This is a genomic window from Skermanella stibiiresistens SB22 (assembly GCF_000576635.1).
In the GTDB taxonomy this organism is placed as follows: Bacteria; Pseudomonadota; Alphaproteobacteria; order Azospirillales; family Azospirillaceae; genus Skermanella; species Skermanella stibiiresistens.
On record NZ_AVFL01000015.1, the window covers coordinates 14,095 to 36,586 of the forward strand.

Annotated in this window: 21 protein-coding genes; 13 read left to right on the forward strand and 8 right to left on the reverse strand. The window is 66.2% G+C overall.

Annotated features, from left to right (window positions below; translation table 11 throughout):
- Complete coding sequence (locus N825_RS19555) at positions 1 to 825, forward strand: glycosyltransferase family 2 protein (protein ID WP_051512626.1); 825 nt, start codon at positions 1 to 3, stop codon at positions 823 to 825.
- Positions 826 to 1,033: 208 nt separating this feature from the next.
- Positions 1,034 to 1,510, forward strand: coding sequence for a helix-turn-helix domain-containing protein (locus tag N825_RS19560; protein ID WP_037456056.1), 477 nt, complete (start codon positions 1,034 to 1,036; stop codon positions 1,508 to 1,510).
- A gap of 2 nt (positions 1,511 to 1,512) precedes the next feature.
- Here the strand turns inward: N825_RS19560 and N825_RS19565 are convergent, their stop codons facing one another.
- Genes N825_RS19565 through N825_RS19580 form a run of 4 tightly spaced genes read right to left on the reverse strand, consistent with a single transcriptional unit; the run spans position 1,513 to position 5,862 of the window.
- A complete protein-coding gene (locus N825_RS19565; protein WP_037455826.1) occupies positions 1,513 to 2,382 on the reverse strand; it encodes a glycosyltransferase family 2 protein in 870 nt (289 codons plus the stop codon).
- A complete protein-coding gene (locus N825_RS19570; RefSeq protein ID WP_037455829.1) occupies positions 2,379 to 3,347 on the reverse strand; it encodes a hypothetical protein in 969 nt (322 codons plus the stop codon). The genes N825_RS19565 and N825_RS19570 overlap by 4 nt, the downstream gene beginning before the upstream one ends.
- Before the next feature lies 1 nt (position 3,348).
- The gene (locus N825_RS19575; protein ID WP_051512627.1) at positions 3,349 to 4,632 is read right to left on the reverse strand and encodes a glycosyltransferase; all 1,284 of its coding nucleotides are present in this window, start codon (positions 4,630 to 4,632) and stop codon (positions 3,349 to 3,351) included.
- Between the two features lie 30 nt (positions 4,633 to 4,662).
- On the reverse strand, positions 4,663 to 5,862 hold the full coding sequence (locus N825_RS19580) for a hypothetical protein (RefSeq protein WP_051512628.1): 1,200 nt from the start codon (positions 5,860 to 5,862) through the stop codon (positions 4,663 to 4,665).
- A 334-nt stretch (positions 5,863 to 6,196) separates the two neighbouring features.
- Between N825_RS19580 and N825_RS19585 the strand changes: the two genes are divergently transcribed.
- The 6 genes from N825_RS19585 to hutG all read left to right on the forward strand — a co-directional run bounded on the left by N825_RS19585 (position 6,197) and on the right by hutG (position 14,133).
- Complete coding sequence (locus tag N825_RS19585; RefSeq protein WP_037455832.1) at positions 6,197 to 6,688, forward strand: response regulator; 492 nt, start codon at positions 6,197 to 6,199, stop codon at positions 6,686 to 6,688.
- Positions 6,689 to 6,767: 79 nt separating this feature from the next.
- The gene (locus N825_RS19590; RefSeq protein ID WP_198038601.1) at positions 6,768 to 7,829 is read left to right on the forward strand and encodes a sugar ABC transporter substrate-binding protein; all 1,062 of its coding nucleotides are present in this window, start codon (positions 6,768 to 6,770) and stop codon (positions 7,827 to 7,829) included.
- 7 nt (positions 7,830 to 7,836) lie between these two features.
- A complete protein-coding gene (locus tag N825_RS36680; protein ID WP_051512629.1) occupies positions 7,837 to 11,445 on the forward strand; it encodes a response regulator in 3,609 nt (1,202 codons plus the stop codon).
- 85 nt (positions 11,446 to 11,530) lie between these two features.
- Positions 11,531 to 12,673: a succinylglutamate desuccinylase/aspartoacylase family protein gene (locus N825_RS19600; RefSeq protein ID WP_037455838.1), complete on the forward strand. Its 1,143-nt coding sequence runs from the start codon at positions 11,531 to 11,533 to the stop codon at positions 12,671 to 12,673.
- 110 nt (positions 12,674 to 12,783) lie between these two features.
- Entirely contained in the window at positions 12,784 to 13,131 is a 348-nt protein-coding gene (locus N825_RS19605) for an ArsR/SmtB family transcription factor (protein WP_051512630.1), read from the forward strand.
- Positions 13,132 to 13,305: 174 nt separating this feature from the next.
- A complete protein-coding gene (hutG, locus tag N825_RS19610) occupies positions 13,306 to 14,133 on the forward strand; it encodes an N-formylglutamate deformylase (RefSeq protein ID WP_037455839.1) in 828 nt (275 codons plus the stop codon).
- A gap of 40 nt (positions 14,134 to 14,173) precedes the next feature.
- On the opposite strand, the gene N825_RS19615 is transcribed toward hutG, so the two are convergent.
- The gene (locus N825_RS19615) at positions 14,174 to 14,797 is read right to left on the reverse strand and encodes an HD domain-containing protein (RefSeq protein WP_063833884.1); all 624 of its coding nucleotides are present in this window, start codon (positions 14,795 to 14,797) and stop codon (positions 14,174 to 14,176) included.
- Between the two features lie 201 nt (positions 14,798 to 14,998).
- Between N825_RS19615 and N825_RS19620 the strand changes: the two genes are divergently transcribed.
- From N825_RS19620 to N825_RS19625, 3 genes are all read left to right on the forward strand, one after another.
- The gene (locus N825_RS19620) at positions 14,999 to 16,432 is read left to right on the forward strand and encodes an amidase (RefSeq protein ID WP_051512660.1); all 1,434 of its coding nucleotides are present in this window, start codon (positions 14,999 to 15,001) and stop codon (positions 16,430 to 16,432) included.
- Positions 16,429 to 16,587 (forward strand): DUF2256 domain-containing protein, encoded by a 159-nt coding sequence (locus N825_RS37980; RefSeq protein WP_425423740.1) that lies wholly within the window; start codon positions 16,429 to 16,431, stop codon positions 16,585 to 16,587. The genes N825_RS19620 and N825_RS37980 overlap by 4 nt, the downstream gene beginning before the upstream one ends.
- Before the next feature lie 105 nt (positions 16,588 to 16,692).
- Positions 16,693 to 16,950: a GlsB/YeaQ/YmgE family stress response membrane protein gene (locus N825_RS19625; RefSeq protein WP_037455841.1), complete on the forward strand. Its 258-nt coding sequence runs from the start codon at positions 16,693 to 16,695 to the stop codon at positions 16,948 to 16,950.
- 89 nt (positions 16,951 to 17,039) lie between these two features.
- Here N825_RS19625 and N825_RS19630 read toward each other — a convergent pair whose 3' ends face one another.
- Positions 17,040 to 17,822 (reverse strand): response regulator, encoded by a 783-nt coding sequence (locus tag N825_RS19630; RefSeq protein ID WP_037455843.1) that lies wholly within the window; start codon positions 17,820 to 17,822, stop codon positions 17,040 to 17,042.
- A 246-nt stretch (positions 17,823 to 18,068) separates the two neighbouring features.
- Positions 18,069 to 18,575 (reverse strand): thermonuclease family protein, encoded by a 507-nt coding sequence (locus N825_RS19635; RefSeq protein WP_037455845.1) that lies wholly within the window; start codon positions 18,573 to 18,575, stop codon positions 18,069 to 18,071.
- A 211-nt stretch (positions 18,576 to 18,786) separates the two neighbouring features.
- On the opposite strand from N825_RS19635, the gene amt reads away from it, so the two are divergent.
- Both amt and N825_RS19645 read left to right on the forward strand, forming a co-directional pair.
- The gene (gene amt, locus N825_RS36685; protein WP_198038610.1) at positions 18,787 to 20,922 is read left to right on the forward strand and encodes an ammonium transporter; all 2,136 of its coding nucleotides are present in this window, start codon (positions 18,787 to 18,789) and stop codon (positions 20,920 to 20,922) included.
- Between the two features lie 136 nt (positions 20,923 to 21,058).
- A complete protein-coding gene (locus N825_RS19645) occupies positions 21,059 to 21,961 on the forward strand; it encodes a DMT family transporter (RefSeq protein WP_051512633.1) in 903 nt (300 codons plus the stop codon).
- Between the two features lie 12 nt (positions 21,962 to 21,973).
- Here the strand turns inward: N825_RS19645 and N825_RS19650 are convergent, their stop codons facing one another.
- On the reverse strand, positions 21,974 to 22,345 hold the full coding sequence (locus tag N825_RS19650) for a hypothetical protein (protein WP_157619409.1): 372 nt from the start codon (positions 22,343 to 22,345) through the stop codon (positions 21,974 to 21,976).
- Between the last annotated feature and the right edge of the window lie 147 nt (positions 22,346 to 22,492).

Consider the following 22,492-nt stretch of genomic DNA (forward strand, 5'->3'; position numbering starts at 1 on the left):
ATGCGGGCCCCCGCCACTTCAGCGCCGCACGGCCGCGGGATACCCCTGTTCAGCATCATCACCGTGGTCCTGAACGACAGGGATGGCCTGGAGGCCACCCGTCGAAGCCTGCTCCGCCAAACCTGCCGCGACTTCGAGTGGATCATCGTCGACGGCGGGTCGGCGGACGGAACGGCGGCCGCCATCCGGAGCTTCGGCGACGAGGTCGCGTGGTGGAGATCCGCCGCCGATCGCGGTCCCTATGACGCCATGAACAACGGGATGGCCGCCGCCAAAGGCGAATACCTGCTTTTCCTCAACGCGGACGACACGCTGGTTTCATGCGGATCGCTGGCCTGGCTCAAGGGTGAGATCCTGGCCGGCGCGACGCCGGATGGCCCGCTGGATTTCGTCTACTGCGCCACCCTGGAGCGGTCGGCCGGCGGCGGCCTGAGGATCAAGCCAGCGAGATCGCATCGCATGGTTTGGTACGGGATGTTCACCCATCATCAGGCCATGATCTATCGGCGCGCCGTCGTCGCTGGCCTCGCCTACGATCTATCATTCACGGTTGGGGCGGATTACGCCTTCACCATCGAGGCGCTAGGACGCAGCGCTCGAGTCGCCCGCGGGAAGCAGCCACTGGCCGTTTTCGCACCCGCGGGCTTGTCCGGCAGGCTGGATCGTGTCGGTCGGCTCGACCAAACGAGAATCCGTCGCAAGTTTCTCAGCCTGCCGGTTGTTTTCTGCTTTTTAATAATACAAGTGCAATCTATGACCATGTTGGTGCGTCGCCGCTGGCCGGTCATCTACGAGATTTGTCGGTGCTGGCGGATGTACGGGTAGCCAAGTCACCACTCACACGTGTAGTATGTGTGGAACCTGTACTACACATATTCCATTCCTCTAATCAGATGAGGGTACGCTCGACAGGTTGCGCCGTACTCCACATCATGCACGCGAAAGGTCCTTGCATTTGAGCCATATAAGTCCTTTTGAAATCTAAATTTTTGCGCTACACCTTAATCGCCGGGCAAGTACTCAGGGGTAGATGATGAAATCGAAAAAGTCCCAACCCGCAACTGCGAACACGATATCGCGTCGCGGCGAAGGGCCCCATCCAATTGACATCCATGTCGGAGCCAGGCTCCGTCTTCGCCGAACCTTGCTTGGGCTTAGCCAAGAGAAGCTCGGAGAGGCTGTCGGCATCACATTTCAGCAATTACAGAAGTATGAGCGGGGCGCCAACCGTATCAGCGCGAGCCGATTATATCATCTGGCGTTGGTGCTCGACGTGCCGGTCGGCTTCTTCTTCGAGGACATGCCGAGCGGACACCCCTCCCCCGAGGGCGCGGACGTCATCCATGAGCCGACGGAAACCGACGAGTTCGAGTCGATGGCGAAGCGGGAGACCCTCGAACTGGTCCGCGCCTACTATCGCATCAGCGATCCGACCGTGCGCCGCAGGGCGTTCGAGTTGATCAAGGCGCTGGGCGGCGAACCCAAGGAGAGTGAGACGGCGGTTCCCTGATCCTACGGATAGGGGACGGGCCCACGCCGCCGGGCCCGGACCTTGACGGCGATCTGCCAGTAGTAGAAGGCCCGGGCGATGGCATGGTCCAATCCGTCCAACCCATCGAGGAATCCCAGCCGCAGCACGTAGCTGTGAAGGAAGACCACCAAGGGGCGCGCCGGCAGGCGGACGAAGATCCGCTTCAACAGCCGGCGCGCGCCCTTCTCGCGCACGGCTATCGACTCCAGCCTGCCATCCATCATCAAGGCCGCCTCCCAGTCGGAATAGCGATTGTGCCGCTCGAACCAAGCGTAGGGTGGCTTGGCGTCATGATGGATGACGGGGTGGCGAAGGCGCCCGGCGGTGCCCGCGAGGCGCGGCTGGTAATGGCCCTCGACCTCCCACATGGAAGCGACATCCAGATCGGGAACCGGTGGAAAGCTGGCCCGCCGGCGGTCTAGCAGCGCGATCTTGCTGTTCCACGCCCCGAACCGCAGCGGCCGCCCCGCGAAGACTGGTCGCCCAGGAATATGGTAGCCACTGGCCTCCGGGCCCGCAGCCATCAGCCCGGCGATCTCGCCCGCCAAGGCCCCGGTCACCCTTTCGTCCGCATCCAGGTACAGCACCCAATCGTGACTGAACGGCAGGGCGTCCAGGCACCATTGCTTCTTCTTCGGATACTTGCCGTCCCAGTGGAAATCGATCACGCGCGCGCCCATCGACTTGGCGATCGCGGCGGTGCCGTCCCGGCTGCCGGAATCAACCACGAAGATTTCGGCGAAGCGGCTGACCGACGCCAGACAGGCACCGATGTTGGCGGCCTCGTCGCGCGTCATGACGATCACCGAAACCGGAATGAGGGCTGACCGTCCCGCGGCACGCTGGATCATCGGCGCCAGTCACCAGCATCGCCATCCGCGCCATCTCCCGCGATGACCGCCGCGCGGAACACCATGCCCAGCCCCACGACCAATCCCATGGCGGCCGCGATCGCGAGCACCACGACCGGATCGGGTGTGTCGGGCAGCGCTTCCGCCATGGCTGGCTGGATCAAGGTCGCTGTCAGCGGCAGATCCACATCCATCATCATCGCGAAACGTTCGTGGCCGATCAGCAAGTCGCGCAGCGCCCGCCGGTGGTCGATATCCGTGACGGAGCCGATCTTGCGGCCGATCTCCTCGATCATCTTGCGATTGTCATGGATCGCGGCCGATCGTAGCCGTCGTTCCGTCGTGGCGTATAGGAGGTTCAGGAGCAGCCGGGCGAATTCCGGATCGGCGTGCCGATAGGTGACCCGGCGAAATGGCGTGCCACCGATCCGCTGGATGCGAACCTCCTTCTGGATATAGCGCGCCAAGGTTCGGGCGTCCGGAGGTGTCCACGGGGTCCGTCCCACCAGTTCGTTGATCAGACGCCGCGCTTTCCCGGCGGGACCATCGTCGGGCTTCCAGCCGGATGTGGCCGGATCCCACATGGTCTCGAATACGCGCGGCGCGAAGTTTGGCACCAACGCGAGTTCCTCCGCGACGGGATAGGAGGTCATTTCGTAGATGAACCGATCATAGCTCGACATCATCTCGCCGACACCATGATCTCCAATCGATTCGCCGCCCGTCTCGGGAACCGCGGGCGACGGGGCGCCCCGTCCGAGCAGCCCCCCCGGCGCGATGGGGCCGATGATCAGGGTCGCGGTGAACTCGGGCGGGATAAGGCGGAGCCCGAACACCGCGCAGGCGATCGCCACGACCATCACGCCGACCACGACACGGCGTCCGGTGATCGCGATGGCCAAGCCTTCGCGCAGGAACTTCCGCATGTCGCCCATCGGGGTGACGAGATCGGTCTCGACGGACATGTCAGTCGCCTCCGGCGGCGAGGCTTCGGGGAGGTGGCCGGCCCACCAACCGGGGTCCGGAACGCGCCGGGCGGGCGATGGCCGCGGCGAGTGCCAGGAACGCGTCAGCCGCCTGGTCGGCCGACCACAGCGCCGCGGCGGCCGCGGCTTTCGCCCGTGCCGCGCGATGGAAGCTGGGATCATTGGCGTGGGCCAGGATCACGGTGGCCAGACGCGTCGCGTCTCCGGGGGCCACCACCTCGCCACATCCGTTTTCCGTCAGGAGCTTCGCAGCGGCGCCGCCCGCCGGACCCAGCAGGACGCAGGGCCGGCCGGCGGCCAGCGCGCCGGCGATCTTGCTGGGCACCAGCATTCCCTCCGCGCGCGCGTCCATCGCGGCCAAGTGAAGATCGGCGGCGCCCAGGCTGACGGAAAGGTTGGCGGCGGGCTGCCAGGGAAGCGCCAGGACGTTCCGCAGCGCCATCCTGTCCAGGGCGCTCTTGATCCGCTTCAATCCCCGACCCTCCCCGATCAGCAGGAACATGACGTCGGGAGCGCGAACCGCCAGATCCGCGGCGGCCTCCAGCACGGCGTCGAGCGGATGCGCCAAGCCAAAATTGCCCGAATAGGCGACGGTGAAGCGGTCACCCAGTCCCAAGGCGTCGCGCATCGGATTCCCCGACCACGGGACCGGCGCCACGACCGGATCGGCCCAGTTGGGGATGGTCACGATCCGGCTGGCCGGAACGCCGTCCCGCGCCAGCCGCGCCGCCATGCAATCCCCGATCGCCACGACCGCGTCGCAGCGACGGAGCGACGCCAGGGCGAGCCAGCGCAGCGACGCCATGGCGGCATCGGTCAGCTTGACGTCGATCACCGGCAACAGGTCGGGGTAGAGGTCGTGCGACCAGTTGATCACGCCGCAGCCCCAGCGGCGTCCCAGCGGCGGCCCGAGCGACGCCAGCATCGGCGGGTCGGTCATGGTGACGACGACGTCATGCCGCGGTAGGCGTTTGGCGGCGCGCCACAAGCCACCAAGCGCCATCAGATATCCCAAGCCGCCGGGGACCCGACGTCCGCCCGGCTCCCCGGAGCGGACGACCGCGACACCTGCCAGGGCCTCGTGGGGCGCGTCGACGGCTCCCTGGGCCAACACGGTGACCCGCCAACCCCGCGACGAGAACCGTCCAGCCAGATCTTTCAAACAACGGCCAGTTGCGCCTCGATCAGGCGGAAATACCCTATTTATGAAAAGGATCGAAGGAATATGCACTTTTTCTGATCCAAATCCGGCGCCACACCCCATACAGAAGCATTCGCCCGGCGTCCAGGCAAGTTATTTGGCATCGCTCCGTCCGGTCGGAGGCGGCGTGGCATTCGCGCCACCGCGGGTGACGACGGCGAGAAGCAAGCCGAAGCAGAGATACTTGAAGCTCGTGTGGGCGAAGAGTCCCAGGCCGAGGGCCGGCGCCAGGGCGAAGGCCAGCGACGGCTCGCGGGATATCAGCCTGACCATGGACGGCCATAGCGAGAGCAGGTACGCCAGCGTGGCCAGCGCTCCGATGATTCCGGTCTTCAGCAGCATGTAGGTCGCGAGGCCATGCGTGTACGAGACCCAGAGCTCGCCGACGGCGGGATTGCGGACCAAGGCTCCCCAGCCTTCGCCGAACGCAACGCTGGCGAAGGAGGCACCGACCTGCCGGAACACCACGGCCGTCTCGGCCAGTCGCTCGTTCAGGCCGTAGGTCTCGGTCTTGGTGGCGATCCGCTGGACGGTTCCAAGCACCAAGTCCGGTATCACGGCCGCCACCCCGGCGACCAGCACCGCGACGATGACGAGCGCCATCGGCATCCGTCTGGTCTGATAGAGCACATGGCAGCAGACGGAGGCCAGCGCCATCATGATGGCGGCTCGATGCACCACTCCCGCCAGCGCCGCCGCCGCGATCGCACCTCCGGCGACCAAGGCGGCGGCGCGTGCGATGGATCCAGCGCCAGGCTTCCGGGTCAGTGCCGCCGCCCCTTCGAGGGGCAGCCAGACCGCCGCGAAGAGGACGGCCGGACTATTCAGGAGATAAAGGTCGCCCTCCTCCAGCATGAAGTGCCCGATCGACCACGGGTTCACTCCCGACCACCACCAGCGCGACGCGAAGAGCAGTCCGACGGCGGCCATGCCCCAGGGCAGCTCGTCCCGGCCAGCCTTGACGGCCGGCACCAGCAAGATCGGCAGGAAAAGGTAGATCAGGGGGATGACATCGCGGAGCACATCCTCCGGATCGTTGCCCATCAACGCCGCCCGCAAGGACGGCACCCACAGCAGGTAGAGGAACGCGGCGGTGCCGGTGATCTCATGCGGACGGGCCGCCGGAGCGATCAGCATCAATCCGCTCCCGACACCGAGCGGACGCGCCACCCCGACGGCGCAGAACAAGCCGAAGGCGATCACCGCCTCGGCCGGTCCGATCCCCGGCGGCGCGGGAGAGCCGAGGCAACCATACACCAGCAGCGCCACCGCCAAGCCCACGGCGTGAACCATCGCGCAAATGGCTCGCCATCGATCCGAATTCCGCGTCACGCCGCTCACTTTCCGTCCACCGCGACCGCCTTGACGACATGCCGGTGTGTGCTCTCGGCAGATGACCGCCGATTGGCCGCGAAACGCAACCCGCGACGCGCGGCAGCGTCACCATGTCCCGGGGGTGGCGGAAGCCCGCGGGACCGAACAGAAACATGGCATTGCATCGCGTTCTAAAGTACAGGTGGAGAACCCGCGCGCGTTACCCCATCAAGGTGGCGGCGTGGGACCGATCGAAGGACGCCGCGACGGCTCCGCATCCCGTCGAAGCGCAAAACCACGCGAAGTGAATGCCATGGCCGCCGGACTGAGGCTCGAGGAAATCAGCGTTCTGGTCGTCGAGGACGACGCGTTCACGCGCAACCTGATCGTCTCGATCCTGCGCGGTCTCTGCGTGCGATCCATCACCGAGGCGGAAGGTGCCGGACCGGCGCTGGAGAAGCTCTCGGAGCAGCCGGTCGACGTCATACTCAGCGACATACAGATGGCGCAGGTCAACGGCATCGAGTTCCTGCGGCATCTGCGATCGGGAACGCGGCCCGCCGGCGTGGTTCCACCACGGGCGCAACCGTCGCAGACGCCCTTCATCTTCTTGACCGCGCATGCCAGCGCGAAACTGGTCGAGATGGCGCGCGCGGCCGGCGTTTCGGCGTTCCTGACCAAGCCGATCCGTCCCGCCTTGCTGCGCGACCGGCTGGTGCAGATCGCGGCGACATTGCGCCAAGCGGACCCGATCGGGGGCTTGGAGCGGCAGGATCAGCCCGGTCGCGTGGATCTACCGGCGTGACATCCGGGCTCGTCGTGGGAGCGATCCAGGTCAAAATCCCGGTTCCGAAGATACCGAACGGCACGAGAGAGGGACGGCGATGACCATCACCCAGTTATCCAGAGCGACCAGCCCCCTTCGGCCGCGCGTCCCTGGGGATTGGCGCGGCCCACTGGGCGCGATGCTCGTGGCGCTGCTGGCGGTCCTTTCGCTCTCCGCCTGCGACGATCCGAAGCCGGCCGGGAAAGGCACTATCGCCGAACGGACAGACCAGCCCGCGGCGCCTACGCCCCCAACTCCGGAACGGCGGCGCGTCGCCCTGGTCATGAAGACGCTGACCAATCCCTTCTTCATCGAGATGGAACGCGGCGCGCGCTCCGCCGAGGCGGAACTCGGCGTCGAACTGCTGGTCAAGACGGCGGCGCAGGAAACCTCCATAGAGCAGCAGATCGCCATCGTGGAGGATCTGGTGCGGCAGCGGGTCGACGCCATCGTCATCGCCCCGGGCGACAGCGTCAAATTGATTCCCGCGCTGAAGCGCGCGCGGGACGCCGGACTGGCGGTGGTCAACATCGACAACAGGCTGGATGCCGACGTGGCCCGGGCGGCCGGTCTGGCTCCCGTTCCCTTCATCAGCGTCGATAACGAGAACGGCGCCTTCCTGGCGGGACGGACGCTGGTCGACGGCGTCACGGAGCCGGTCAAGGCGGCGATCATCGAGGGCATCCGAACCGCCGCCAACGCCGAGGCGCGAAAGGCCGGGGCCCTGCGGGCCTTCGCCGGCAACCCGCTTGTCACGGTGGTCGCCCAGGAGACGGCGGACTGGAAGATCGACGAGGCGTACGACGTCGCCAAAGCCATGTTCGCCCGCCATCCCGACATCTCGCTGCTGTTCTGCGCCAACGACATGATGGCGCTTGGCGCCGCCAAATACATCCAGGAGGCTGGTGGCACCAAAGTGCGCATCGCCGGCTTCGACGCGCTCAACGAGGGGGTCGAAGCGGTCAAGAACGGCCTGCTGGTCGCCACGATCGACCAGCAGGCCGGACGTCAAGGCTATCTGGGCGTCGTCACCGCCGTCAGGATGCTGTCCCACCAGGAGGTCCCCCTGGAGACGATGGTCGATGTGCGCGTGATCACCGCCCAGCCAGCCAAGCCGTGATCGCGCGATGTGGCCGCCCCGCCCGAGGCTGAACATTACTGGCCGGTTCATCGCCTATCTGATGTTCCTCAGTTTCCTGCCGATCCTGGCCGTCGGCCTGACCTCGATCGAGGTGTCGCGCTCCATCCTGGCCGCCGAGGCGAAGCGGCACGCGGCGGAGCAAGTGCGGAGCCAAGCGGATCATCTGCATGTCCAGATGGACCAGGTGGAGAGCCTGATCGCCAACATCTCCGGCGTCGACGCCATCGCCGAGGCGGTCAACAGCGATGGCGAACCGCGGGACAGCTTCACAAGCCTCGCCACCCAGGCGCGCATCGGCTACATCCTCAACAGCTACCTGAACATCAAGGGGCTGGTGTCGATCGACATCTTCACCACCGATGGGACCCATTACCACGTCGGTGACACCCTCGATGTCATCCACAGCCGCGACGATGTCCGCGAGCGGATCTACCAGGAAGCGCTGGCCAGTCCGAACATCGTCCATTGGGCCGGGATCGAGGACAACATCAACGCCAGTTCGAGCCACCGCAAGGTCATCACCGCCGCCAAGGTCATGCGGAGGTTCGACCGGGCCACGCTCCGCGAAACGCCGGTGGCGCTCCTCGTGGTCAACTATAGCGTCGACCTGCTGTACCAGCATTTCCAGGACACCGAGACCGAGCAGTCGTCGCACATGCTGGTGACGGACGCCGCCCAGCGTATCATCTACCATCCCGACCGGTCCTTGATCGGCGCCCGCCTCGATAGCGCCTTCGCGGGCGGCTTCGTCGGCGATTCCGGAGATTTCACGCATCCGGTCGATGGCCGTACGGTCGTTGTCACATACCTGCGTTCGGGCCGGAGCGGCTGGCTGATCGCGGAACTGGTCGAACTGGATTCGCTGAACCGCCATGTCGGCACCATCGGCCGGGTGACGGCGGGTGTCATGGCGGTTTGCCTGGCGGTGGCGCTGCTCGCCGCCATGTCCTACTCGCGCAGCGTCGTCGGACCGATCCGCCGCATCACCTCCCGTTTCCAGGCCCTCCAGGATCGGGACGCGCGGGCGGGTTCCGGCGGGACGGACACCCTCCCCAACACCCCCCTGGGCCAGGGCGAGCGGCTGCCGGTGCTCGGCAGCGGCGAGGTCGCCGATCTGACCCGCTGGTTCAACGCCTTCATGGACGGCCATGAGGCGCGCCGTCTTTCGGAAGCCGCCTTGAGGGAGAGCGAACAACGGTTCCGAAGCCTGCACGAGGCGTCGTTCACCGGCATCGCGATCCATGAGCGCGGTGTCATCCTGGAAGCCAACCAAGCGCTCTGCGCCACGACCGGCTTCGCTTACGACGACCTGATCGGCCGCAGCGTCCTCAACCTGATCGACCCGTCGGACAGGACACGGGTTTCGGTGCCGGTCCTGACGGGATCGGCCGAGCCCTGCGACGCCTCGGGCCTACGCCGCGATGGCTCCTGCTATCCGGTCGAACTGCGGTCGCGCCCGATCCCATTCCGCGGCGTCGCCGCCTGCGTCACCGAACTCCGCGACATCACGGAGCGGAAACGCGGCGAGGCCGACCTCCAAAAGGCGAAGGAGGAGGCGGAGATCGCCAACCGCGCCAAGTCCGAATTCCTCGCGACGATGAGCCACGAGATCCGCACGCCGATGAACGGCGTGATCGGCATGACCGGGTTGCTGCTCGAAACCAGGCTCGACGAGGACCAGCGCCGCTATGCCGAGATCATCCAGGAATCGGGAGAGGCCCTGTTGACGATCATCGACGACATCCTCGATTTCTCGAAGATGGAGGCCAACCGGCTGACCTTGGACGAGATCGATTTCGAGTTGCCGCAATTGGTCGAAAGCGTCCTGGAGATCCTGGCGCCCCGCGCCAGCGCCAAGAAGATCGAACTGGCCTACCTCGTCCCGGCGGAACTCCAGGGCGTCTTCCGGAGCGATCCGGGCCGTCTCCGCCAGATCCTGCTCAACCTCGCCGGCAACGCGGTCAAGTTCACCGAGAACGGCTGGGTGTCGCTGGTCGCCAGCGTGGCCGGCCAGCCCAATGGACACGTCACGGTCAGGTTCGAGGTGACCGACACCGGCATCGGAATTCCGGCGGATGCGCTACCGCGCCTCTTCACGATGTTCACGCAGGTCGATGGCTCCGCTACGCGCAAGTTCGGCGGCACGGGCCTGGGGCTGGCCATCTCCAAACGCTTGGTCGATCTGCTCGGGGGAACGATCCGCGTCCGCAGCGAGCCCGCCCAGGGCAGCGTGTTCACCGTCGATATTCCGCTGAAGGTGGTGGCCGACACCGCTGGCCCGGGGACCGGCCGGGCCATGACGCGCGCGACGCCAACGGTCGCTGGAAAGCGGGTCCTGATCGTCGACGACCTTCCGATTAACCGCGACCTGCTACAGCGCCAGCTCGAATCATGGGGAATGGTCGCTGACACCGCCGCCTCCGGCCCGGAGGCCCTGGCGGGACTGATCAAGGCCAGCGGATCGGGCCGGCCATACGACGCCGCCATCATCGACCAGATGATGCCAGGCATGACGGGCGTCGAGCTGATCACGGCGATCAGGGCCGATGCCAGGATCCAAGGGGTGATCATCATCCTGGCGTCGAGTGACGGGTCGGAGGAGTTGCGCCGGCGGGCGCAGTCGGCGGGTGTGGCCGCCACCATCATGAAGCCGATGCGGTGCCACAATTTGCTGGAGCAATTATCCCAGGCGGCGGGCCCCACCAGCCCCGATCCCACCCAGCCGACACAGGTCGCGGGATTCGCCGCCGTAGCCGCCGCGAACGCGCCGGGCAAGGGCCTCCGCATACTCCTGGCGGAGGACAACCTGATCAATCAGCAGGTGGCGGCCCGGCGCCTGCGCAAGATGGGGCATGAGGTCGATATCGCCAGCAATGGCGTGGAGGCGGTGGAGATGCTGGGCGGCCAAGCCTATGACCTGATCCTGATGGATGTCCAGATGCCGGAGATGGACGGGTTCGAGGCGACGGCCGCGATTCGCGCCTTGCCGTGCGGAAAGCGCCGGATCCCGATCATCGCGATGACCGCCAACGCCTTGCCGTCGGATTGCGAGAGGTGCCTCGCCGCGGGAATGGACGACTACATCGCCAAGCCGGTTCACCAGAAGATCCTGGTCGACATGATCGAGAAATGGGGAGCCATCGGCTTCGCCACGTCCCACGCGTCGCAGCCCACGCCCAAGGATCCATCCCCCTCGCGGAACCCCGCTCCCGACTTGTTCGATGCCGGCCCGCTTGATCCCGAGGCAATCGGCGAGTTGATCTCCGTCATCGGCATCGAGGACTACCGCGCGCTCACGCTCCAGTTCTTCGAAAGCCACGCGCGGACACTCGACGCCCTGCGCGCCGCGTCGATCCATGGCGACATGATCGCCGTCGAGCGTCTGGCCCATCAGCTCAAGGGAGCCGCGTCGAACCTGGGGCTGGCGCGGCTCGCCGCCGTCGCGGACGATCTGAGGCGGGACGCGGAGGGCGGCGGGGGTCGGGAGGTCGCGGCCGCGCTCGGAGACATCGATCGCCTGTTGGAGACGTCCCGGACCCTGCTGGCGGAATTCATCGACGCGCGGCGCGCCGAAACGGTGGAATTCCCCCACTGACCGGACATCGCCCCTTTTTTCATCTTGTGCCGCGGCCGTTCGCGTCGCTTAGTTGGCTGACAACGAACCCGGCACAGAAGGTCACATGGCCAAATCCACCGTCACGATACCGCTGCCGTCACAGCACCTTGGCACCACCCGGGTCGTGACGACCCACCGCTATGGCGCGCAGGGTGCCCGTCCCAAGGCCTATGTCCAGGCGGGTCTGCACGCGGATGAGATCCCGGGAATGCTGACCGCCCACCACCTGATCGCGAGGCTGGATCAAGCCGACAGCGACGGTGCCGTGAGGGGTGAGATCATCATCGTTCCGGTGGCGAACCCAATCGGGCTGGACCAATACATGGCGGGACGGCTTCATGGCCGCTCCTCGCTGGAGCAGGGGCAGAACTTCAACCGCGGGTTCGCCGACCTGATCGAGGCCGTGGCACCCGCGATCGAGGACAAGCTGGGAGCCGACGCGGCCGGGAATGTCGCGATCATCCGGCAAGCGCTGCTGGAGGCCCTGGGCGAACGCCGATCGGCGAACGATGTCCAGGAATTGCGCCGCACCCTGCTGGGAATGGCGATCGACGCCGATATGGTCTTGGACCTGCATTGCGACCTGGAATCGCTGATGCACATGTACGTGTCCGACGACCTGTGGCCGGATGGCTCCGACTTGGCGGCGCAACTGGGATGCCGAGCCGTCATGCTGGCCGGCGACAGTGGCGGCGATCCATTCGACGAGGCCTGCTCCATGCCGTGGTGGAAGTTGCGCCTCCGGTTCGGCGACCGGTTTCCAATCCCGGCGTCCTGCCTCTCCGCGACGATCGAATTGCGCGGCAAAGCCGATGTCGACGACGAGACCGCGGCCTCCGACGCCGACAACATCTTCCGTTTCCTCCAGCGGCGGGGCGTGATCGCCGGTACCGCCGGCCCGATCCCGCCGGCGCGTTGCGAGGCCACTCCGCTGTCGGCGGTCGACCGCATGGTGGCACCGGTCCCGGGAATCATCGCTTTCAAGCGCGCGATCGGCGACTCGGTCCAGGCAGGTGAGGTGGTCGCGGAGATCGTCGATCCGACGGCGGAGGATCCGCTGACCGCCCGCGTGCCCTTGGTCAGCCGGACGACAGGCGTGCTGTGGTCGCGCTCGCAGATGAAGATGGCCGCGGCCGGCGAGACCGTCGCCGCCGTGGCCGGCTCCATTCCGCTTTCGGAAAGGTCATGGAGCTTGCTGGTGGACTGAGGATGCCCGGCCCCGATGCGGCCGCCGTGGCCTTGATACCAAGGCGGCCTTGATACCAAGATTGCCAGACCTGATCTTTATCACCTGAACCGCCGAATCGGACCCAATCCATGCTGAAGCCGACCTCCGCCAGAGCCCTGCCCGCCCATCTGCGGCTGTCGGAGGATCAGACCACCGAATTGGCCGACATGTTCAGGCTGATGAGCGATCCGAGCCGGCTGCGAATCATCCTCTCCTGCCTGGAGACGCCGGTGTCGGTCGGCGACATGGCCAATCAGCTTGGCCTGTCGGCGTCGCTGGTGAGCCATCACCTTCGCCTGCTGCGCGCCGGCCGGCTGATCCAGGCGGAACGACGGGGCAATCGCGTGTTCTACCTGATATCCGACGAGCATATCCGGCGCGTCCTGTCGGACATGGTCGACCACGTCGCCGAGAGCGAGCCCGACCTGGAAGCGTGACACCGGGGACGCCTCTCGCAACCGCGTAATAAATCCGACATATCGTTTGACCCTCAAACGATCTTCATTGATAGTGCTTTGGTCATACTCGGATCGTGGCCGCTCCAGGGCGGCCGTACCTTCTCTTGGCCACCCCGCCCTTAGCCCAAAGGGACGTTGGGACGTGAGGAAGCGATGGAGACTTACCGATTTCAACCGGGCGAGACCCCGGTCCTGATCAGCCTTCCCCATGTGGGCACCGATCTCCCGTTGGATATCGCCGCGGGCATGACCGACACGGCGCATCAGGTGCCGGACACGGATTGGCATCTGGACCGCCTCTATAACTTCGCGCCAGCGTTTGGCGTTGGTTTCCTGGCCGCCACCCAGTCCCGTTACGTGATCGACTTGAACCGCGATCCCGCCGGGCACGGGCTCTACCGAGGCCGAGACAACACCGAGCTTTGTCCGACCACCAGTTTCGACGAAGCCGAAATCTACAACGAAGGCTGTCATCCCGATGGCGTCGAGGTCCGGCGCCGGATCGGCGCCTATTGGCAGCCCTACCACCGGCAGCTACGGGAGGAACTGGCATCCTTGAAGGAGCGGTTCGGCATCGCCGTGCTGTTCGACGCCCACTCGATCAACTCGACGGCGCCGCGTTTCATCGAGAGTGGGTTGTGCGACTTCAACCTCGTGACGGCCGACGGCACCAGCGCCAGCCCGCACCTTTCGCGGCGGCTGGCCAACGTTCTGGCCTGCACGGACGCCTACAGTTCCAAGTTCGACCGGGAGTCGAAGGGTGGCTACAACACGCGCCACTATGGCAGGCCGGAGGACAACATCCACGTGATCCAGCTCGAGGTCAGCCAAGCGACATATATGGAGGAGACGGCGCCATTCCGGTACCGGGCCGATCGCGCGGCGCTGGTCCGGCCCGTCCTGGAACGATTCGTCTCGGCGTTGGTGGAGTGGTCCTGGGAGAACGCGGAGGTCCGCCGCCAGCGCGTCGCGTATTATTGAGCGGTCCGATAACCAAAGGAGTGCCGCTGCGGATCGCGGCTCACTCCGGCCAAAGTCGCTCCTCGTCGGCACGGCGGTAGAGCGTCTCGATGACGCTTTTCAGCGCGGGATCCACGGCGATGGGGAAATCGGTCCGCTGACGGGTACGCTCCCGCGCGATGCCGTTTTCCCGCCACGCCAGACCTTTCGAATTGTAGTTCTGGGCGAACCCCTGCATCCGGTCGATGGCCTTGGCGAAGCGCGCCTCCGTGGTCTCGCCAGCCTCGAACTCGCGCCACCAGGCATGGAGATTGGCGCCCAGGTCGGCGGGCAGATCGGCGAACAGCCGCTCGGCAGCCGCGATCTCGCGCTCGGCCTGTCCGATCAGGCCGGCGTCGTCATAGGCGTAGGTGTCGCCCGCGTGGATCTCGACCAGATCATGGACCAGGATCAGCGTCAGCGTATGGCCGAGATCGACCTCGAACCCAAGTTCCTTGTGGAGCAGCAGGGCGAACAGGCCCATGTGCCACGTGTGTTCCGCGTCGGTCTCCCGGCGTGAGCCATCGGCGATGTATCCCTTCCGCTCGATCGTCTTGAAGCGGTCGATCAGCAGCAGGAAGTCGAGGATACGCTCCAGGCGCGGCTGGCCGGTTGGGATTTCGGTGATCAGTGGTTCGGTCGTCATCAAGTCTCCCCTTTCCCCGACACGGGGCGCGTGACGGAGCATAGCATCGGCGGCCGGACAACCCGACGCTGATGTCGTCACCGGCGATCGGGGCGGTTGCCCCAATTTCGATCTGGTCTCGATTTCAAACTGGACTCGGTGGCGCGCCGCCGTCAGATCTTGATCCGACATGAACCCACGCCGATGGGGGCGAACCGCACCATGACGACCGATCCGGCCCTGCTCTCCGCCATTGAACTCCTGGATCTCTACCGAAGCCGCGAACTTTCCCCCGTCGAGGTCACGCGGGCCTGTCTGGACCGCGTCGCCGCCATCGACGCGGAGCTGAACGCCTTCGCGCTTGTCGATGGCGAGGCGGCGCTGGATGCCGCCCGCGCCAGCGAGGCTCGCTGGTCGAAGGGCGAACCGCTCGGCCTCGTCGATGGCGTGCCCGCCACCATCAAGGACCTGATCCTGACCAAGGGATGGCCGACCCTGCGGGGCAGCAAGGCGATCAGCCCGGAGCAGCCGTGGGACGAGGACGCTCCCGCCACCGCCCGCCTGCGGGAACAGGGCGCCATCCTGCTCGGCAAGACGACCACTCCCGAGTTGGGCCACAAGGGCGTCACCGACAGCCCGCTGACCGGCGTCACTCGCAATCCCTGGAACCCGGCGATGACACCGGGCGGGTCCAGCGGTGGCGCCGCCGTGGCGGCGGCCACCGGCATGGGCGCGCTGCATGTCGGGACGGACGGCGGCGGCTCGATCCGCATCCCCGCCTCGTTCACCGGCATCTTCGGGCTCAAGCCCAGTTTCGGGCGGGTTCCGGCTTATCCGTCGAGCCCATTCGGAACGGTCGCGCATGTCGGCCCGATGACGCGCACGGTTTCCGACGCCGCCCTGATGCTACGGGTACTCGCCGGCCCCGATCCCCGGGACTGGACGGCCCTGCCCCATTCCGACAAGGACTATCTGCCGGACCTGGACGCGGGTGTGGACGGTCTGCGGATCGCCTACGCTCCCACGATCAACGGCGCTCCGGTCGATCCGGAGGTCGCCGCCCTGGTTCGCCGCGCGGCCGAGGACTACGAGCGTCTGGGCGCCGCGGTCGAGGAGGTCTCGCTGGAGATGCAAGATGTCGGTCGGATCTTCTTCGCGCACTGGTCGGTGGGTGCCGCCACGGTGATGGCGGGCTTCACCGCCGAGCAAAAGGCCATGATGGATCCCCACCTGCGCGGTTTCGAGGACGCGGGGGCCGCCGTCGGTCTGCTCGATTATCAGCGGGCCGTGCTGGCGCGAGGGCGCTTGGGCGTCCAGATGAACCTTTTCCACCAGCGCCATGACCTGCTGCTGACCCCGACCATGCCCCTGGCCGCCTTCCAGGCCGGGCTGAACCAGCCCAGCCTGCCCGATGAGACCGGCTGGATCGAGTGGACCCCGTTCAGCTACCCCTTCAACCTGACCCAGCAGCCAGCGGCCTCGATCCCTTGCGGACTGACCGCGGCGGGATTGCCGGTCGGGCTTCAGATCGTCGGACCGATGCACAAGGACGACCTCGTGCTGCGCGCGGCGCGGGCCTACGAGATGCGCCATCCGATAGTCCTGCCGCCGCTTCGAGCGCCGTGCCAGGCGTCATCGGGTGGAGCGATGCCGTGAGCGGCAAGATGCGGCGCAAGGGCGACTTGCCGACCAAGACCTGCGCCACCTGCGGGCGCCCGTTCGCGTGGCGCCGGAAGTGGGCGGAGGTTTGGGACACCGTCAGATATTGCTCCGACGCCTGCCGCCGGAACCGGCGGCAGGCGCCCAAATGAGCCCCGACATTACTACCTCGCCATTGCCTTGACGCTGTTTTGAACTCCACGACGGCTTAGGCGTTACTGAGGCATCACAGGGGTACATCCAGAGGAATCAATACCATGGGCATCATCGGCACAATCATCATCGGCCTGCTGGCCGGTATCGTCGCGAAGTTCCTGATGCCGGGCCGCGATCCTGGCGGCTTCATCATCACCATCCTGCTCGGCATCGCCGGCGCCTTCGTGGCGACTTGGCTGGGCCAAGCCGTCGGTTGGTACAGGGTTGGCGAGGGTGCCGGGTTCATCGGCGCGGTGGTCGGCGCCATCATCATCCTGGCGATCTACCGGATGATCGCGGGCCGTTCCCGCGCGGTCTGACGCCAGTATCGGGATTGATCGAAACGGCGGCTCCGGGACCCCCCGGAGCCGCCGTTTTGATTCCAGGCCTCGGCATGGCAAAACCGCGCCTAGTGAAGCAGCATCTCCGGCAGCGGCGCGAAGACGGCTTGGGTGATGGCGTCCCGCACGGCGTTGGGGGAATAGGGCTTGCGGATCACCGGGCCCAGTCCCTCCTCATCCAACAGACGAAGGTCGCCGGCATAGGCGGTGACGAAGATCACCGGAACCGCGAACCTATCGCGTAAAGTCCGCGCCACCGAGATCCCACTGCCGCCCCGCGCCAGCCGGATATCCAGCAGGGCCAGCGTCGGGCTCTCGGTGTTGGCCAGCGCCAGCGCCTCGGGTTCGGTGGTCGCGGTGCCACACACGACATGGCCCATGCCGCTGATCACCTCGCCCAGATCGACGGCCGCGATGGCGTTATCCTCCACCACCATGACACGCGCCGTCATGGCGTCGCGCAGGAACTCGCGGGTCGTGATCAACCTACCCATCGCCTCCGCCACGCTCAGGTCGGTCAGTTTGGCGGCCTGGGCGACGGGCAATTCCTCCAGCGCGACCAGAAGGTACAGGCGCCGGTCGGTTTCCGGACGACGCGCCAGCACGCGCTCGATTGGATGCGGGGAACGGTCCGGCCGGCCTTCGCCATCCTCGTCGAACAGGGCGTGCAGCAGGGCGTAGAGGGATCCATTGGACGGCAGCGCGACGCCGAACCGCGTGGGAGCCATGACGGCGATCTCGACGCAGCGTGTCACCAAGTCGTCACCCCGCTCGACGGACCCCGTCAGGGCCCGGGCGTAGCGGCGCAGGCTGGGCAATCGCGCGTTCATTTCCCGTGCGTAGACACGCATTGGTTTCGCCTTCCCTCCTGCCACGATGGCCAGCGTTCCCCTCGTTCGTCGGCGTGGGGCGGCTTAACGCGAGGGGAGCCCCCCATGGCGTCGCGGCGATCGACGCGCCACCGGGACGCGCGCGCATTAGGCACCGGGATGGCGCGCTTCATCAAGTCGAGTCTCGGTGACCTTGGTCGATTTCGCCTTATTCGCCCACCCGCCCCTTTCGGTTCCGGTGGCGGGCCCAATCGCTCCTGCGGCACGTCATTCGTTCAACTTGCGGGTCCGCCATAACCAGGGAGCCTCCGCCCTGACCCCCCACAGGCCGACCCTGCGCGACTGCGCCCGCGCCTCCAACCCAAGATAGTCATGGCTGAGGTGCGAGAAGGCGAAGGCCCAGCCCCGCACCAGCATGGCGGCCGCGAGATCCTTGCCCAAGACCTTGCACACGCCGACGCGCTGGCGCGAGCGGTCCAGTTCGTTGGACGTACAGGTCACCGGTCCGAGGTCGAGCATCGATTGCAGCTGATCACGCGACGCCGCGAAGCAATCGAACTCGACGCCGCGCAGGGTGCGGCACATCTGGCCGGGGTCGGGAGCGTCGATGCCGCGCAGATGCACCAGGGTTCCCTTGACGCTGACGGTGTCGCCCTCCATCGCGCTGCCGGTTCCCGTCAGGTCGGCCGTCGCCGCCGCGGCGCATGTCGTGTCGCCCGCGGTGGAGAAGACACCGAGCAGGAAGCCGAATAAGGGCACAAGAAAGCGAGACATGACGAGCGCATATCAAGTTCCTCTTAACATCAGCTTAATCGTTCCGGGTTCGAGGTTGAATTAATCCCTCCCCCCGATAGCAAATTTGTGCGGCGCGGTAACTTGGGATTAGGATAGGATGCCGCCATCAACCACGTTCTGGTTCCAAGATTTCTCCCGATCGGCAAGGATAGTTCGACAGCATGTATCGGCGAAGCCCCGGATGGCTGGCGTGACGACCGAACCGGCCACGCAATACCTCGATGTGGTATGGCTCAGCGTCGCGGCCATCCTCGTCTTCCTGATGCAGGCCGGCTTCGCCTGTCTGGAGAGCGGCCTTGTCCGTGCCAAGAACAGCATCAACGTCGTCATCAAGAACTTGGTCGACTTCCTGATCGCCGCTCTCAGCTTCTGGTGTCTTGGTTTCGCGTTGATGTTCGGGGATAGTTGGTTTGGACTGGTGGGAACCAGCGGGTTCCTGTTCGAAGGCGGCGCCACCCCTTGGATGGCCACCTTCTTTTTCTTCCAGATGATGTTCTGCGGCACGGCGACAACCATCGTTTCGGGAGCCGTGGCGGAGCGGATGCGCTTCGCCGGGTATTTCATCTGTGCCGCGATCCTGTCCACGCTGATCTACCCGATCGTCGGCCACTGGTGCTGGGCCGGGCTGGAGCAAGCCAACCCGTCGGGCTGGCTCGCGAAACTCGGTTTCATCGATTTCGCGGGATCGACGGTCGTCCACAGCGTCGGCGGCTGGATCTCGCTGGCGGCGGTGCTCGTCATCGGCCCCCGCGCCGGGCGCTTCGACCCGGAACCCAAGGAGATCGAAGGGCACAACCTGCCTCTCGCGGTGCTCGGCGTGTTCCTGCTCTGGGTCGGCTGGTTCGGCTTCAACGGCGGCAGCACGCTTCGGATCAACGCCACCGTTCCGGTGATCCTGATCAACACGGTGCTGGCCCCGGTCGCCGGCGGCCTGACGGCCGTGGTGATCACCTGGGTTCTGCACCGCAAGCCGAAGGTCGGCATCATCATGAACGGCGTCCTGGCCGGACTGGTCGGCATCACGGCCCCCTGCCACGTGGTCGGCCCCACCGGCGCCGTGGTGATCGGCGCGGTCTCCGGTGTCGTCCTGTTCGTCGGCATGTGGATGCTGGAAAGATTGCGGATCGACGACGCGGTCGGCGCCGTGCCCGTCCACCTGTTCTGTGGCGTCTGGGGAACGCTGGCGGTGGCGCTGATAGGCCGGCCCGAGATGTGGGGGAACGGCCATGGCCGCTGGGAACAGTTCGTCACGCAGGTGACCGGCGTGGCGGCCGTCGGTGCCCTCTCCTTCGGCGGCGGATTGGCCTTGCTGCTGCTGATCAACCGATTCTGGCCCCTGCGGGTCTCGGCCGAGGATGAGCGCATCGGCCTCAACGTCGCGGAACACGGAGCCAACACCGCCCTGCTTCGCCTGTTGATGGAGATGGACCAGCAGCGGCGGGATGGCGACTTCTCCCGGCCGGTCCAGGTCGATGCCGAGACCGAGGCCGGCCAGATCGCGACGCTGTACAACCGCGTGCTGGAACGCGTCCGGGTGGAGACGCGGCGGCGAGAGAAGGCGGTCCAGGACATGCGGATCGCCAAGGAGGCGGCGGAGGAGGCCAGCAAGGCCAAGTCGCACTTCCTGGCCAGCATGAGCCACGAGCTGCGGACGCCGCTGAACGCGGTCATCGGCTTCTCGGAGATGATCAACCAGGAGGTCTTCGGCCCGCTTGGCCACGCCCGCTATCGCGAGTACATCACCGACATCCATTCCAGCGGCACCCATCTGCTCACCCTGATCAACGACCTGCTGGATCTCTCCAAGATCGAGGCCCGGAAATACGAGCTGGATGAACAGGACGTCGATATCGCGGTCGTGGCCCTGTCGGCCGCCCGCTTCATCCAAAAGCCGATCCACGACAAGCAGCTGAAGTTCAACACCCAAATCACCCCCAACCTGCCGCCGCTGAGGGGCGACGAGAGGGTCCTGCGCCAGATCCTGCTGAACCTGCTGTCCAACGCGGTCAAGTTCACGCCGCGTGGTGGCGCCGTGGAATTGAAGGTCGAGAGCGAGCCCGACGGCAGGATCGCGATCACCGTCAGCGACACCGGCATCGGCATCGCCCGCAAGGACCTCGCCCGCGTCATGGAACCCTTCGGACAGGTGCCGGGCAAGGCCAACCCAGAGACCCAGGGCACGGGCCTGGGTCTGCCGCTGACCCGCTCGCTGGTCCGTCTGCACGGCGGCACGTTGGTGCTGCGCAGCGAGGTCAACGAGGGGACCACGGTCACGATCCGCCTGCCGCTCTGGCGTGTCGTGCGCAAGAACCGGAACGTCGCCTGACGCCGCCCGGCGTCGCTCAGCCGCCGTCTCCAGTCCAACGATGTATGGATACAATCCCGCCGTTGCCAAAGCTCCGCTGGGAAGCTAGCCCTGCCGTCCGGCACCGGCCGATCCGGTAAGCGACAGGTAACGTGCGATGTCGAACAGCACCCTCGCCCCCACCACCCGCCCGATCTGGGTCAGGCTGACGCCGGTGGTCTTCGTCCTGCTGTGGAGCACCGGCTTCATCGGCGCCAAGTTTGGACTGCCCTACGCGGAGCCCCTGACCTTCCTGATGATCCGCCTGGGCATGGTCGCCGCCGTGCTGGCGGTGGTCGCCCTGGTGACGGCGGCGCCGTGGCCGAGCCGGTGGATCGACGCGGCCCACATCATGGTCGCAGGATTGCTGGTCCACGGCATCTATCTCGGCGGCGTCTTCACCGGCATCGCCCATGGATTGCCAGCCGGCGTGGTCGCGCTGATCGTAGGCCTCCAACCACTGCTGACGGCGGCCGCCTCGGGCAAGGTGTTGGGGGAAAGCGTCTCGACGCGTCAGTGGCTCGGCTTGACGCTGGGTCTGTGCGGCGTGCTCCTGGTCGTGTGGGAGAGCCTGTCGGTCCGCGCGGATTTCCTGATCGGCATCGCGTTGTGCCTGGGAGCCCTGGCCGGCATCACGGCGGGAACGCTGTATCAGAAGCGCTTCTGTGGCGGCATGGACCTGCGGAGCGGCACCGCCCTGCAATACGCCGCCACCAGCGTGGTCCTGTTGGCCCTGGCTTGGAACATCGAGACCATGGAGGTCGATTGGACCGGTGAGTTCGTGTTCGCGCTGATGTGGCTGGGGTTCGTCCTGTCGGTCGGAGCGGTGTTCCTGCTGTTCATCCTGATCCGCCGCGGCGCCGCGGCGGAGGTCGCCAGCCTGTTCTACCTGACGCCACCGGTCACCGCCGTGATCGCGTGGCTGATGTTCGATGAGCGGTTGGGTGCCCTGGCGCTGGTCGGGATGATGGTCACGGCGGCTGGCGTCGCCCTCGTCAACAACCGGAAGCGCGCCACCTGATCGGGTCGGCCGTCAGGCGGCGCGACCGAAGGGGTGAGGGACCGTCGGGGCGTTCGCCAAATGCAGCAGGATATCATCGGGATCGCCGATCTCGGGCGCCAAACGATGGATCGCCGCGACCTCCAGACGGGACCGCAAGCCAAATTCCGCCAAGGCCGCGTAGATCGCCTGCACCGTCTGGGCGTTGGTGATCCGGACATCGTTGTCCGTCCCGATCAGCAGCAGCGCGAATCCGCCCATCGTCAGCGAGCCGATCATTCCCCGCGCCCCAAAAGCGCGCGTCATGACCGCCGCACCTTGCTCGCGCGTCACGTCCGTCAGCAGGATCTTGAACAACGACAGGTGAAGGCTGGTGCTTCTCAGCAAATCCAGGGAATGGGACAACTGAGCGGAATCCGCGTTCGGGACCGTCGGATCATCCGCGCCACCACCAGGGCCCCGCGTGAATGAATACTGGTACACCGTCGGCTTCTGGCCCGCACCCACATCGCTCTCTGGCAGGGACATGATCGCTCACTCTTCCGGTGTACG